General features: G+C 63.9%; 13 protein-coding genes. 8 read left to right on the top strand and 5 right to left on the bottom strand.

The features are described 5' to 3' along the window. Positions 1-142 precede the first annotated feature (142 nt). From VGH68_RS14440 to VGH68_RS14410, 7 genes are all read left to right on the top strand, one after another. Positions 143-1,441: an HlyC/CorC family transporter gene (locus VGH68_RS14440; protein WP_331604321.1), complete on the top strand. Its 1,299-nt coding sequence runs from the start codon at positions 143-145 to the stop codon at positions 1,439-1,441. 175 nt (positions 1,442-1,616) lie between these two features. Beyond that, positions 1,617-2,873, top strand: a complete 1,257-nt coding sequence (locus tag VGH68_RS14435) for a GspE/PulE family protein (RefSeq protein ID WP_331604320.1) — start codon at positions 1,617-1,619, stop codon at positions 2,871-2,873. Next, positions 2,870-4,102 (top strand): type II secretion system F family protein, encoded by a 1,233-nt coding sequence (locus VGH68_RS14430; RefSeq protein WP_331604319.1) that lies wholly within the window; start codon positions 2,870-2,872, stop codon positions 4,100-4,102. The genes VGH68_RS14435 and VGH68_RS14430 overlap by 4 nt, the downstream gene beginning before the upstream one ends. Positions 4,103-4,129: 27 nt before the next feature. Then, positions 4,130-5,071: an A24 family peptidase gene (locus tag VGH68_RS14425; protein WP_331604318.1), complete on the top strand. Its 942-nt coding sequence runs from the start codon at positions 4,130-4,132 to the stop codon at positions 5,069-5,071. A gap of 3 nt (positions 5,072-5,074) precedes the next feature. Beyond that, positions 5,075-5,677: a dephospho-CoA kinase gene (gene coaE, locus VGH68_RS14420; protein ID WP_331604317.1), complete on the top strand. Its 603-nt coding sequence runs from the start codon at positions 5,075-5,077 to the stop codon at positions 5,675-5,677. 388 nt (positions 5,678-6,065) lie between these two features. Next, complete coding sequence (zapD, locus tag VGH68_RS14415) at positions 6,066-6,821, top strand: cell division protein ZapD (RefSeq protein WP_167048715.1); 756 nt, start codon at positions 6,066-6,068, stop codon at positions 6,819-6,821. A gap of 123 nt (positions 6,822-6,944) precedes the next feature. Beyond that, positions 6,945-7,151, top strand: a complete 207-nt coding sequence (locus tag VGH68_RS14410; RefSeq protein ID WP_331604316.1) for a DNA gyrase inhibitor YacG — start codon at positions 6,945-6,947, stop codon at positions 7,149-7,151. Positions 7,152-7,311: 160 nt separating this feature from the next. Here the strand turns inward: VGH68_RS14410 and VGH68_RS14405 are convergent, their stop codons facing one another. The 4 genes from VGH68_RS14405 to secA form a co-directional block, all read right to left on the bottom strand. Then, the gene (locus VGH68_RS14405) at positions 7,312-7,734 is read right to left on the bottom strand and encodes an NUDIX domain-containing protein (RefSeq protein WP_331604315.1); all 423 of its coding nucleotides are present in this window, start codon (positions 7,732-7,734) and stop codon (positions 7,312-7,314) included. Beyond that, a complete protein-coding gene (locus VGH68_RS14400) occupies positions 7,731-8,600 on the bottom strand; it encodes an ATP-binding protein (RefSeq protein WP_331604314.1) in 870 nt (289 codons plus the stop codon). Before VGH68_RS14400 ends, VGH68_RS14405 begins: the two co-directional genes overlap by 4 nt. Positions 8,601-8,699: 99 nt before the next feature. Beyond that, the gene (gene argJ / locus VGH68_RS14395) at positions 8,700-9,941 is read right to left on the bottom strand and encodes a bifunctional glutamate N-acetyltransferase/amino-acid acetyltransferase ArgJ (protein WP_331604313.1); all 1,242 of its coding nucleotides are present in this window, start codon (positions 9,939-9,941) and stop codon (positions 8,700-8,702) included. Between the two features lie 149 nt (positions 9,942-10,090). Next, entirely contained in the window at positions 10,091-12,904 is a 2,814-nt protein-coding gene (gene secA, locus VGH68_RS14390) for a preprotein translocase subunit SecA (protein WP_331604312.1), read from the bottom strand. Positions 12,905-13,202: 298 nt separating this feature from the next. Here secA and VGH68_RS14385 point away from each other — a divergent pair, with 298 nt between their 5' ends. Further along, positions 13,203-13,685, top strand: a complete 483-nt coding sequence (locus VGH68_RS14385) for a DciA family protein (protein ID WP_331604311.1) — start codon at positions 13,203-13,205, stop codon at positions 13,683-13,685. 61 nt (positions 13,686-13,746) lie between these two features. Here VGH68_RS14385 and lpxC read toward each other — a convergent pair. Continuing rightward, positions 13,747-14,538: UDP-3-O-acyl-N-acetylglucosamine deacetylase (lpxC, locus tag VGH68_RS14380; RefSeq protein ID WP_331604310.1), on the bottom strand; the 792-nt coding region annotated here is incomplete at its 5' end.

The following is a 14,538-nucleotide window of genomic DNA, read 5'->3' as shown; positions in this document are numbered from 1 at the left end:
GCGGTTTTTTGTTTGCGCGGCGGTTTTTCGATGCCCGCGTGACCAGCGCATCTTTCTCGTTTCGTCGACGTCCAACGCGCGCGGCGGTACGCGCTACCCCTCTGCTATATTCTCTCCATCCTTTCCCTCAATTTCACGACGCGTGGAACAACTTCCCTTATGGGCGCAGATTGGCGCCGTCTTTCTGCTGCTCATCTGCTCCGCCTTCTTTTCCATTTCCGAGACAGCGATGATGGCGCTCAACCGCCATCGCCTGAAGTATCTCGCCGGCCGGAATGCGCTCGGCGCGAAAGCCACCCAAGGCTTGCTTGCCCGCACCGATCAGCTACTGAGCGTCATCCTGATCGGCAACAATCTGTTCAACACGATTATTCCCGTACTCACCACCTCGATCGCGCTGCACACGTTCGGCCAAAACAATCTCGTGCTGTCGATCGCGACCGGCATCGTCGCGTTCCTGATCATCGTACTCGCGGAAATCACACCGAAGATCGTCGGCGCGACGTTTCCCGAAAAGATCGCGCTACCCGCGAGCCTGTTGATCGGGCCGTTGATGCGCGCGGCAAAGCCGCTCATCTGGTTCGTCAATCTGTTCGCCAACGGCATTCTGCGCGTACTGCACATCAATACGAAAGGTGCGCGCGAGCAGCGGCTGTCCACCGAAGAGCTGCGCACCATCGTGCTTGAATCGGGGAGCTTCATGCCGACCAAGCACCGCAGCATCCTGCTGAACCTGTTCGATCTCGAAAACATTTCGGTCGAGGACGTGATGATCCCGCGCCGCCGCATCGAAGCGCTCGACTTCGACGCGCCCTTCGAGCAGATCCTCCACCAGCTCGAAACCTGCTATCACAACAAACTGATCGTCTATCAAGGTGACATAGATCGGGTGCTCGGCGTGCTGCATGTGCGCAAGACGCTCGCGGCCCTGCATAACCAGGAGCTCGAGCGCGACACCTTGCGTGAACTGCTCACCGAGCCGTATTTCGTGCCGACCGGGACGCCGGTCTTCCAGCAGTTGCAATACTTCCAGGAAAGCCGGCAGCGCACCGCGCTGGTCGTCAACGAGTATGGCGAGTTGGAAGGGCTCGTCACGCCGGAAGACATCATCGAAGAGCTAATCGGCGAATTCACGACGTCGATTCCGCGCAGCGCCAGTTCGCGCGGGGGCTGGAACGACGCCGGCGAATGCATCGTCGCGGGCAGCATGCCGCTGCGCGAGCTGAACCGCTGGCTGCAGCTCACGCTACCTACGGATGGCCCTAAGACACTCAACGGCCTGATTCTGGAAATCCTCGAAGACATCCCCGACGGCGACGTCTGCGTGAAAATCGGCGACACGAAGCTCGAAGTGATGCGCAGCGACGACCAGGCGATCCGCACCGTCAAGCTGTTCAGACCGCCGTCGCGCGTGAAGGGCGGCAAGGCGCGACCTGGCTGAGCTCTGCGCCGTGGCACAGACGCTGCGTGTGTCTTTGCGTCAATCACCGACTCACGCTCAGCATCGCACATCGCCATTGCGTGCACCATTAGCCGAATGGCTGAATGGCGCCACCGCGCGCGCTGCCGGAAGATGAAGCCGTCACGTTCTACAGGCGGCTCATCACCGGTCTTTCATGCAAGCATCTTTTTCTTCCGGCGCGGCAGCACCGCGCGCTCTGTCGTTCGACAACGAAAGCAGCCCGACGACTCACACTGATGCCGACAACGCCCCCGCCGTGCGTCTATTGACCGACACGTTGCAGGAAGCGACGCGGCGCAACGCGTCGGATATTCACATCGAGCCGGCGGAACACTGCTGGCGCATGCGCTTGCGGATCGACGGCGTGCTGCATGAAATGCCACGGCCGCCCACGCATCTGCGCGACGCGTTCGTGACACGCGTGAAAGTGCTCGCGCGTATGGACATCGCCGAGCGTCGCGTGCCGCAGGACGGCCGGCTACGCATCGCGTCATCGCCGGGCAAGCTCGAAGACTATCGCGTCAACTCGCTGCCGACGCTGTTCGGCGAAAAGCTCGTGTTGCGTCGGCTCGACGCGCTGCCTGCGGATTTGTCACTTGACTCGCTCGGCCTCGATTCGCAACAGCGCAATGCCGTCGATGCCGCGATCCGCGCACCGCACGGCCTCGTGCTCGTCACAGGCCCGACCGGCAGCGGCAAGACGCTGTCGCTGTACTGCTTTTTGAATCTACTGAACGGCGAAGCGCGCAATCTCTGTTCGGTGGAAGACCCGGCGGAAATCCAGCTTGCTGGCATCAATCAGGTCAGCGTGCGCGACAAAGCGGGGCTCACGTTCGCGGTCGCACTACGCGCGTTTCTGCGGCAAGACCCGGACGTCATCATGGTCGGCGAAATCCGCGACAACGAAACCGCCGACGTCGCGGTGAAAGCCGCGCAAACCGGTCACCTCGTGCTGTCGACGCTGCATACGAACGACGCGCCCGCGGCGATCGCACGTCTCATCGATATCGGCGTCGAACCGTATAACCTCGCGGCCGCGCTGCGCATGGTGACGGCGCAGCGCCTCGTGCGGCGGCTTTGCGTCGCGTGTCGCGCGCCCGCGCCGCACTCGGCGGCGGCACTCGCGGCCGCGGGGTTTGCCGAGCATCAGCTCGATGGCTGGCAACCCTATACGGCGACGGGCTGCGCGGCCTGCCACGGCATCGGCTATCGGGGGCGCGTCGGTATCCATCAGGTGATGCCAGTGTCCGACGCAATGCGAGAGCTGATCGTCGCCAGCGCGGGCGCCCACGAACTGGCCCGGCTCGCGCAGCTCGAACGGGTGGCGACGTTGCGCGACGCCGCGCTCGCATGCGTGCGCGACGGCACCACCAGTCTCGCCGAAGCACTTGCCGCAACGGAGGTCGCATGAACACCGCGACGCTCCCGCAGGCCGTTACGGCCGACATGCGCTTCCGATGGCGCGGCATCGACGCCGACGGCGTACGTCGAAGCGGCACTTTGATCGCCCCGGACGCCGGTGCCGCCCGCACGCTACTGAAACGCGAGAAGCTGTTCATCGTCGAACTCGCGACGCAAGGACCGGCGCCGCGCGCGAGAACCCGCGCGGCGGACGTCACGCTGTTCACGCGGCAGCTGGCGAGTCTTCTGCGCGCCGGCTTGCCTCTCGCGCCCGCGCTCGAACTGCTCGCGCAGGCGCCTAGCTCAGGCCAACGGCAAGGCATGCCGCGCATCGTCGGCACCGTCGCGCGCGACATCACCGCCGGCCTGCGCTTTTCAGCAGCATTGCAACGGCACCCGGCACAGTTCAACGCGCTGTACTGCCAGCTCGTCGAGGTCGGCGAAGCGGCCGGCGCGCTCGCCAGGGTGCTCGCCCGCCTCGCCGAAGACCGCGAGCGCGCCGCCGCGCAACGCTCGAAGGTGCGCGCGGCCCTGACCTATCCGGTCGCGATCCTGCTGCTGGCAATCGTGACTACTGCCGCGTTGCTGGTGTGGGTTGTGCCAACCTTCAAGCAGATTTTCGACGGCTTCGGCGCGAGGCTGCCCGCGCCAACGCAATTCGTGCTGGCGTTGTCGGCCGGCGCGGCGCGCTGGAGCGTGCCAGCCTTTGCGCTGATATTCGCAGCGAGTTCGGCCCTGACCTTTCTTTTGCGGCGCTCGGAAGCGGCGCGCATCCGCTTCGCGCGCCTATCGCTCAAGCTGCCGGTGGCCGGTCCATTGTTGCTCACACTATGCGCGGCGCGCTGGAGCCGCGCGCTCGGCACACTACTGTCGGCCGGCACACCGCTCGCTGATGCGTTCGACTCGCTGACACATGCGACCGGCAATGCGTTCTTCGATCGCGCGAGCGGGGGCATCGCCGCAAGGCTGCGGCGCGGCGAACGGCTCGCCGCGGCGATGCATGGCGCGCATTGCTTTCCGTCCGAGGTCGTTCAGCCGATTGCGGTCGCCGAAGAGTCGGGCGCGCTCGACAGCATGCTGCTCGACGTCGCATCGCTCGCGGATCGCCAGGTCGACGAGAAGATCGGCACGTTGTCGAGCCTGTGCGAGCCGCTCGTGATCGTGGTGCTCGGCACGCTGGTCGGTGGACTCGTGATTGCGATGTATCTTCCCATTATTCAACTCGGCAACGTGGTGTAGCATCGCAGCCGAATGCATTCCAACTCCATGCAGGCTCCCGTTCAGTTCGTGCCAGAAATTTCTTCCAGCCTGCTCGCAGGCCTTCTGCCAGACCGCTTCGCAAGCGGTTTCGGCCTCGCGTTCGCCAGCCTCCCGATCGCTGTGCAGTTCGGCTTCGCGGTCGTGTTCGGTCTGGTGATCGGCAGCTTCCTGAACGTCGTCGTGCATCGGCTGCCGATCATGCTGGAACGTGCGTGGCGCGCAGAAATCAGCGAAACCACCGACGCACCGCTGCCGCAAGACGGACTGCCGGCGCGCTACAACCTGTGGGTGCCGCGCAGCGCGTGCCCCCATTGCGGCCACGTTCTGAGCGCGTGGGAAAACCTGCCGGTGCTGAGCTACGTTCTGTTGCGCGGACGCTGCTCCGCTTGCGGCACGCATCTGAGCCCGCGTTATCCGCTGCTCGAAATTGCAAGCGCCGCCTTCGCGGCGGGCGCGCTCATCGCGTTCGGCCCAACGCTGATGGCGCTCGCCGGATTCGGCCTGTGCGCGACGCTGCTCGCGATGAGCGCGATCGACTTCGATACCCACCTGCTGCCCGAGTCGATGACGCTGCCACTCCTGTGGGCGGGCCTCATCGTCAACTTCAACGGCCTGTTCACGAACCTGGACGATGCGGTGCTCGGCGCGATCTTCGGTTATCTCGCGCTGTGGGCCGTGCATTGGGTGTTCCGTCTCGTGCGCGGCGTCGAAGGCATGGGGTACGGCGATTTCAAGCTGCTGGCGGCGCTCGGCGCCTGGCTCGGCTGGGCCGCGCTGCCGCAGATCGTGCTGATCGCAGCGGTGGCTGGCGCGGTAGTCGGGCTCGCGGCCACGTGGCGCGGCCGTATGCGCTTCGAAGAACCGCTGCCGTTCGGGCCGTTTCTCGCCGCGGGCGGTGCGCTCACGCTGTTTGCCGGTACACCGCTCTATCGGGCGCTGGGAGGCTGAAGCATGTTCGTCGTGGGACTGACTGGCGGTATCGGCAGTGGCAAATCGACAGTGGCCGATCTGTTCGCCCAGCGCGGCGTGCCGCTCGTCGACACGGACGTCATCGCGCATCGGATCACCGCGCCAGATGGCATCGCGATGCCGCAGATCGCCGCTGAATTCGGCAGCGAGTTCGTCGCCGCCGACGGCTCGCTCGATCGCGCGCGCATGCGCACGCTGGTGTTCGGCGAAGACGGCGCGCGCAAGCGTCTCGAAGGCATCACGCATCCGCTGATCCGCGCGGAAACCGAGCGCGAACAGCGTGAGGCGCAAGGGCCTTACGTGATTGTCGTGGTACCGCTGCTAGTCGAATCCGGCAGTTGGAAGAACCGCGTGAATCGCGTGCTCACGGTCGATTGCAGCGTCGACACGCAGATCGCCCGCGTGATGAATCGCAACGGCTTCAGCCGCGAGCAAGTGCTCGCAATCATCGCACGCCAGGCGACGCGCGAAGCACGCCTCGCGGCGGCCGACGACGTGATCGACAACGACAACACGCCGCTCGCTGCACTCGAGGCGCAGGTGGACGCGCAACATCGCGCCTATCTGTCGCTCGCTAACGGGTGAAGCCGGCTGCCGCGGTTGGGCTCCCGGACAGCGCATCCGCACATCCGCTGCAAGCCTGAACCGCAGGTCGATCGCGCACGTGTATCGCATGCCTCTATCGCGCGAATCAATCGTATGTTTGAGCGCTCCGACCGATGGACCGGCAGGGACCGGCGCGCACCCCCGCGACTTCCAACGACGTGCGCGCGAATCGCAAACATCACGTCGCACGGCGTCTCGCCGACAGATTGAACTTTGCGCGCATGCGAGAGCCGAAGCGCTTTGAACACCGTGAACCGACGAAAAAAATTGCGAAAGCGCGCCTGAAAAGTGCGTGATTGCTTGGGTAGTCCCACGGCATTAGAATGTTTTGCATTCCTGTCACCGACCACGCCCGAGGCGAGCCCGCTTGATCCTTTACGAGTACCCCTTCAACGAGCGAATCCGGACGCTGCTGCGCCTTGAAGACCTGTTCGAGCGCTTCACGTTCTTTCTGACTCAGGAAGACGCCAGGGAACATCACGTCGCACTGACAACGTTGTTCGAGATTTCCGAAGTTGCGGGCCGCGCGGACCTGAAGTCGGATCTGATGAAAGAACTCGAGCGGCAGCGGCAAACGCTGGCGCCGTTTCGCGGCAATCCCGGCATCGAGCAGAACGCTCTCGAGGCGGTGCTCGGCGAAATCGAACAAACGCTCGCGGGGCTTGCGCAGATGCAAGGCAAAACCGGCCAGCATCTTGCAGACAACGAGTGGCTCGCGAGCATTCGCAGCCGCGCGATCATACCTGGCGGCACCTGCAAATTCGATCTGCCGTCGTACTACGCATGGCAACAACTGCATCCGGACCAACGCCGTCAGGACATCGCCAAATGGGTGACGCCGCTACTGCCGCTGCGCGACGCGGCCACGATCGTGCTGCGGCTCGCACGTGAATCCGGCCAGGCATCGAAGGTCATGGCGATGCAAGGCAGCTATCAGCAGATGCTGTCGGGCCGTTCATATCAATTGATGCAGGTTCGCGTGGCACCGGAATTGCGCGTGATTCCCGAAGCGAGCGCCAACAAGTACATGCTGTGGGTGCGCTTCACCGTACAGGATGGTGACCTGCGGCCCCGCGCGGTCGATGTCGACGTGCCGTTCCAGCTCACACTCTGCAGCCTGTAGCCGGCTGGCGAGCGCCGCCGCCTTCATGACCCAAACGGGATTTCAGGGAACGCGCCTTTAAAGCGGCGCGAAATAGCCCTATATTCGTTACTTGTTCCGTTTGCGATTCAACTGCCCGACCGTATGCCTACCGTCGTCAAATGTCCTACTTGCGGTAAAGATGTCCACTGGACTTCCGAGAGCCGCTTCCGTCCTTTCTGCTCCGAGCGCTGCAAGCAAACCGATCTCGGCGCATGGGCCGCCGAGAAATACCGGATTGGCGGCAATGAGCAGGAAGGCGCTTCATCGGATGAAGAAGAAACACCTCGCAGCGATTACAACCCGCATTGAGCGGGGTTCGTTGCTGGGACGACCCCGCATCAGGGCCGAAACGGAAACGAAAAAGGGCCTCTGAGAGGCCCTTTTCGCAAAGGTCATTCGATCAAGGGCAAGGGAGACGACGCTGCGAGCGCAGCGCCCCCTCCGCAGACCTTGTCCGGTCACTCCCAAATCATTTGTTCTCTGCCGCCAGCCACCCCAGCACCGGAATCGTTGCCGGCAGCAACGGCGAAACATCCGCGGGCAAGCTCTGCCACGCGAAAGCCTGACCCTCGCGCCCGTGCGGCACGCCCGTCCACTGTGTCACCTTGCAGAAGTAGAGCCGTACATACGCATGCGGGTAATCGTGTTCGAGCGTATGCCAGTGATGACTCGCCTCGACCTCGATTCCCAGTTCCTCGTGCAGTTCGCGCGCAAGCGCGGCCTCGACTGACTCGCCGGGCTCCAGCTTGCCGCCCGGAAACTCCCAATACCCCTCGTACGGCTTGCCCGCCGGACGCTGCGCAAGCAGATAGCGCCCATCCGGCTGCACCAGCACGCCAACCGCCACCTCGGTGACCGGACGACCCGCGCTGTTTTTGCCCGCGTCGCTCATGCGGAGGTCTTGCGGCCGGACCAGTCGCGCGCGAACTGCCACGCGACCCGTCCCGAGCGCGATCCGCGTTCGAGTGCCCACACGAGTGCATCGCCGCGCGCCGCGTCGATCTCGGCATCGTTGCAACCGAAATGGCGCAGCCAGTGCGCGATGATCGTCAGATAGTCGTCCTGTTTGAACGGATAGAAGCTGACCCACAGGCCGAAACGCTCGGAAAGCGAAATCTTTTCCTCGACCAGTTCGCCGGGATGAATTTCGCCGTCCGACGTGTGCTTGTACGTCTCGTTGTCGCTCATGTACTCAGGCAGCAGATGGCGGCGGTTCGACGTCGCGTAGATCAGCACGTTGTCCGATTGCGCGGCAATCGACCCGTCGAGCGCGACCTTCAGCGCCTTGTAGCCCGACTCGCCGTCTTCGAACGACAGGTCGTCGCAGAACACAATGAAGCGCTCGGGGCGCTTCGCGATCAGATCGACGATGTCGCCCAGATCATGCAGGTCGTCCTTGTCCACTTCGATCAGGCGCAGGCCGTCTTGCGCGTACGCGTTCAGGCACGCCTTGATCAGCGACGATTTGCCGGTGCCGCGCGCGCCAGTCAGCAGCACGTTGTTGGCTGGCTGCTTGCGCACGAACTGGCGCGTGTTCTGCTCGATTAGCCCTTTCTGCCGATCGATGTTCTGCAGATCATCGAGCGTGATCGACGAAATCGCGGGTACCGGCTGAAGATAGCCGCGCCCTTGGCGCTTGCGCCAGCGAAAGGCAACGGCGGCGGTCCAGTCGATCTCCGGCGCGGCGGGCGGAAGCATCGCTTCCAGACGGCCGAGCACGGCTTCGGCGCGGGTCAAAAACTGTTCGAGTTTGTCCATGGCGGTGAAATGGGCGGCTGGAGGCCGCCGGATGCTTGCAATAGCCCGAATCGCCAGCCCGGCTACGCGTACACCGCGCAGCGGGCCGAGCAAGCGGATTTATGACCGATAGTCGGCGTTGATGCTCACGTACTCGTGCGACAGATCGCAGGTCCAGATCGTGGCTTGCGCATTGCCGCGGCCGAGCAGCACGCGAATGCCGATCTCGCTCTTTTTCATCACGCGCTGACCGTCTTCTTCGCGGTAGGCCGGATTGCGGCCGCCGGCAGTGGCGACCAGCACGTCGTCCAGGTACAGATCGATCTTGCCGACGTCGAGATCGTCGACGCCGGCATAGCCGATGGCCGCGAGAATGCGGCCGAGATTGGGATCCGATGCATAGAAAGCCGTCTTCACGAGCGGCGAGTGGCCGATCGCATACGCGATCTGGCGGCACTCGCCGACGCTCGAACCGCCTTCAACTCGCACGGTCATGAATTTGGTCGCGCCTTCGCCGTCGCGCACGATCAGTTGCGCGAGCGTCTGCGCGACGTCGGTCACCGCGTCGCGCAGCGCCGCATAGGCGGGCGAATCGGTGGACGCGATCGCCGGCAGGCTCGATTTGCCCGACGCGATCAGAATGAACGAATCGTTGGTCGACGTATCGCCATCGATCGTGATGCAGTTGAACGAGCGATCCGCGACGTGCTTGACCAGCTCGTCGAGCACCGGCTGGGCGACGCTCGCGTCGAATGCAAGGAAGCCGAGCATGGTCGCCATGTTCGGCTTGATCATGCCGGCGCCCTTGCTGATGCCGGTCAGCGTAACGGTGTGACCGTCGATCGTAATCTGACGCGAGGTGGCCTTCGGCAGCGTGTCGGTGGTCATGATCGCCTGCGCGGCGTCGTACCAGTTTGCTTCGTTGCGGTTCGCGAGCGCCGCGGGCAAACCGGCCTTCAGACGATCGACCGGCAGCGGTTCGAGAATCACGCCCGTCGAGAACGGCAACACCTGTTCGGGGGCGATGTCAACCAGACGCGCGAGCTCGGCACAGGTTTCGCGTGTGGCCGCGAGACCCGGCTCGCCGGTGCCCGCGTTCGCGTTGCCGGTATTGACCACCAGTGCGCGAATCGGCTTGCCGCCCGCGCGTACGTGCTGGAGGTTTTCGCGGCAGACCGTGACCGGCGCCGCGCAAAAACGGTTCTTCGTGAACACGCCGCCTACCGTCGCGCCTTCGTCGACGGAAATAACGAGCACGTCCTTGCGGTTCTGCTTGCGAATATTCGCCTCCGCCCAGCCGAGCTTGACGCCGGCGACGGGGTGGAGCTGAACGGGATCGATCGAGGGAAAGTTGACAGCCATGGGCGCGACCTGTCGAAGAAATGCCGGCGGACGCCGGCATCGAGGAAACGGAACCGATGAACCGGGCGTGCTGCCGGGTCACCCGCGAAATCAACGGCCAAGCGGCGCGTAAAACAACGCGGCGCGCCCAGGAGCGCGCCGCATCGGCATTACGCGATCTTGCCGTGGCACTGCTTGTACTTCTTGCCGCTACCGCATGGGCACGGATCGTTACGGCCCACCTTCGGCACATTGTCGAGATTCACGTGCACGGCCTGCGGCGCCGCGCCGTGGCCGTGGCTCATCGCGTCCCCGATCATCGCGGCGGTGGCCGCTTCCGCTGCGGCCGGCGCGGCCGCGCCGGCTTCCGCGAACTCGGCATGACGGAACTCGACGTGGTCGAGATGACCGCCCTGCTCTTCCATCTGCTCGGCGGTCGCCTCAAGTTGCTCCGGCGACTGGATCTGCACATTCATCACGATACGCGTGACTTCGAGCTTGACCGCGTCGAGCATCGCGGCGAACAGTTCGAACGCCTCGCGCTTGTATTCCTGCTTCGGGTTCTTCTGCGCATAGCCGCGCAGATGGATGCCCTGACGCAAATGGTCGAGCGCGGCCAGGTGTTCGCGCCACGCGCGGTCGAGCGTCTGCAGCATGATCGAGCGCTCGAACGCGCTGAACGATTCGCGGCCGACCAGCTGGACCTTCGCCTCGTACGCTTCGTCCGCGGCGGCCTCGACCGCTTCGAGAATCTCTTCCGGAGTGATCGAGTTCGACTCGTTGATCATTTCCTGGATCGCGAGATCGAGCTGCCATTCGTTGCGCAGCACTTCCTCGAGTTCCGGCACGTCCCACTGTTCCTCAATGCTGCCGGCCGGCACGAACTGATGCACGATGTCGGCAATCACGCCGTGACGCATCGCCGTGATGGTCTCGGTGATGTCGTTCGCTTCGAGCAATTCGTTGCGCTGCTGATAGATAACCTTGCGCTGATCGTTCGACACGTCGTCGTATTCGAGCAATTGCTTGCGAACATCGAAGTTGCGCGCCTCGACCTTGCGCTGCGCCGATTCGATCGAGCGCGACACGATGCCCGCCTCGATCGCCTCGCCTTCCGGCATCTTCAGGCGCTCCATGATCGCGCGCACGCGGTCGCCGGCGAAAATGCGCAGCAGCGGATCTTCCAGCGACAAATAGAAGCGCGACGAACCGGGGTCGCCCTGACGGCCCGCCCGGCCGCGCAACTGATTGTCGATCCGGCGCGACTCGTGGCGCTCGGTACCGATGATGTGCAGACCGCCGGCGGCCTTCACCTGATCGTGCAGCGCCTGCCATTCGTCATGCAGCTTCTGGATACGGCGCTGTTTTTCGTCGTCGGCCAGGGTTTCGTCCTGTTCGATGAACGACGCCTGCTTTTCCGCGTTGCCGCCCAGCACGATGTCGGTGCCGCGGCCGGCCATGTTGGTTGCGATCGTGACGCGCTTCGGACGGCCAGCTTCGGCGACGATCTCCGCTTCGCGAGCATGCTGCTTCGCGTTCAGCACTTCGTGCGGCAGCCCGGCCTGCTTCAGCAGATGTGACAGCAGTTCCGAGTTCTCGATCGAGGTCGTGCCGACCAGCACCGGCTGACCGCGCTCGTAGCAGTCGCGGATGTCGCGGATCACCGCGTCGTAGCGCTCCTTGGCGGTCTTGTAGATCTGATCCTGCTTGTCGATCCGCCTCGGCGGCCGGTTGGTCGGAATCACGACCGTTTCGAGACCATAGATCTCGTTGAATTCGAATGCTTCGGTGTCAGCCGTGCCGGTCATGCCGGCCAGCTTCGCGTACATGCGGAAGTAGTTCTGGAACGTGATCGACGCGAGCGTCTGGTTCTCGCTCTGGATCTTCACGTGCTCCTTTGCTTCCACTGCCTGGTGCAGACCGTCCGACCAGCGGCGGCCGGCCATCAGACGGCCGGTGAATTCGTCGACGATGATCACTTCGCCGTTCTGCACGACGTAGTGCTGATCCTTGAAGAACAGCGTGTGCGCGCGCAAGGCCGCGTACACGTGGTGCATCAGCGTGATGTTCTGGGGCGCGTAGAGGCTTTCGCCCTCGCCGATCAGGCCCCACTCGGCAAGCAGACGCTCGGCCTTTTCGTGACCCGATTCGGTCAGAAACACCTGACGGCCTTTTTCGTCCAGCGTGTAGTCGCCCGGCTTTTCGACGCCGGTGCCGTCTGCTTTCTCTTCGCCGATCTGGCGCTCGAGCAGCGGCGGCAGCGCGTTCATGCGCACGTAGAGTTCGGTGTGATCCTCCGCCTGGCCGGAGATGATGAGCGGCGTACGCGCTTCGTCGATCAGGATGGAGTCGACCTCGTCGACGACCGCGAAGTTCAGCCCGCGCTGCACACGCGCGTCGGTCTCGTAGACCATGTTGTCGCGCAGGTAGTCGAAGCCGAATTCGTTGTTGGTGCCGTACGTGATGTCGGCGGCATAAGCCTGCTGCTTCGCCGTGTGCTCCATCTGCGACAGGTTGATGCCGACAGACAGGCCGAGGAAGTTATAGAGGCGCGCCATCCATTCGGCGTCGCGCTGCGCGAGGTAGTCGTTCACCGTGACCACGTGGACGCCGCGGCCCGACAACGAGTTCAGGTACACGGGCAGCGTCGCGACGAGCGTCTTGCCTTCGCCGGTGCGCATTTCGCTGATCTTGCCGTAGTGCAGCGCCATACCGCCGATCAGTTGCACGTCGAAGTGGCGCATCTTGAGCACCCGCTTGCTGGCCTCGCGGCACACCGCAAACGCTTCCGGCAGGATCTTGTCGAGCGATTCGCCGCTCGCGACCCGTTGGCGGAATTCACCCGTTTTTGCGCGCAGTTGCTCGTCCGTCAATTGCTCGATCTGCGGTTCGAGCGCATTGATCGCCGCGACGGTCTTTTGATATTGCTTGACTAGCCGCTGATTACGGCTGCCAAAAATCTTCTGTAGAAAACCGGTGGTCATCGGATCGGTGTCTGCGTCGCGGCTTCGGCTGGCTCGCGGCGTGCGCTTTGCGCACACTCGCGCCTGGGTCGGAAAATCCTCGGCGGCTTAGTCCAAGAGTGAATTCGAATCGGGCATTTTAGCACGTGCCTCTGGCCGCGCTTATGTCTGCGGCGTGGTGCCGGCGGCCCTCGCCGGCCCTTCGACGCGCGCCCGGCGCACTTCGGCGACAGGGGTCGGACCGGTTTCACGGGCGGCCCGCGCGGTACAATCGCGGCGTCGGCGCGCATGGGGCGCGCTCACGTCGTCACTGCGAAACATGAGCCGTTTTCCGTCCTTTTCAAGGCCGCCCAAGCAGTTCGATCCGCGCCGGCCGCAGCCTGTTGCCGAGGTGCTCGGCCGCACGGATGCGTTCGCCGCGCTGCGCGCGGGCGTCGAGCAGATTGCCGCGCTCGAGAAGGATCTGCGTGAGCTGCTGCCCGATTATCTGGCGACCAGCGTCGAGCCCGGCTTCATCAAGGAAGGCGTGCTCGCCCTGTTTGCGGCGCATAACGCACTCGCGGCGCGGCTGCGGCATCTCGAGCCACGGCTGCTGTCGGATCTGCAACAACGCGGCTGGCCCGTGCATGCGTTGAGAATTCGCGTACGGCCCCAACCCGCGAAAGAGGCGCCCTCAGTCAAGCAGGCGCGCATGACGCCCGTGGGCGCCGCCGCGTTGCAGGCGTTGAGCGAATCGCTTGCACCATCGCCGTTGCAGGAAGCGCTCGCGCGCATGGCGGCGCGGCATCGACGCAATCGCTGAGCGAAAAAAACGGCCCAGTGGGCCGTTTCTTACCTACAGCGCGCCTGCGGCGAGACCACGGTCATGCAAACGCGGTCTGCGTTTCGTAAGCGAAGCCACGCGGCGCCTTCTGCGTATCGTCGAATGTGACGATCTCGTACGAGTCTTCGTGCTTGAGCAGCTCACGCAGCAGCGCGTTGTTCAGGCCGTGGCCCGATTTGTACGCGGTGTACGAAGCCAGCAGCGGATGACCGACCACGTACAGGTCGCCGATCGCGTCCAGCATCTTGTGCTTGACGAACTCGTCGTCGTAACGCAGGCCATCGTTGTTCAGGATGCGGTACTCGTCGAGCACGATCGCGTTGTCCATGCTGCCGCCGCGCGCGAGGCCCAATTCACGCATCATTTCGACTTCGTGCGCAAAGCCGAATGTGCGGGCGCGGGCGATCTCGCGCACATACGACGTGTTGGCGAAATCCACTTCGAGCGCCTGACCAGTTTTGTCCACGGCAGGATGACGGAAGTCGATCGTGAATTTGAGTCTAAAGCCGAAGTACGGATCGAGACGCGCGAATTTGTCGCCGTCGCGGATTTCCACCGGCTTCGTGACCTTGATGAACTTCTTGGCCGCGTTCTGCTCTTCGATGCCCGCCGACTGGATCAGGAACACGAATGAACCGGCGCTGCCGTCCATGATCGGGATTTCCTCGGCGGTCACGTCGACATACAGGTTGTCGATGCCGAGGCCCGCGCAGGCGGACATCAGATGCTCGACCGTCGACACGCGCGCGCCGTCCTTCTGCAACACCGACGCGAGCCGCGTATCGCCGATCGCCATCGCCGACGCGGGGATATCCACCGGCGTCGCCAGGTC

Source organism: Paraburkholderia sp. (genome assembly GCF_036488505.1).
GTDB lineage: Bacteria > Pseudomonadota > Gammaproteobacteria > Burkholderiales > Burkholderiaceae > Paraburkholderia.
This window is presented reverse-complemented; position numbering and strand designations above follow the sequence as displayed.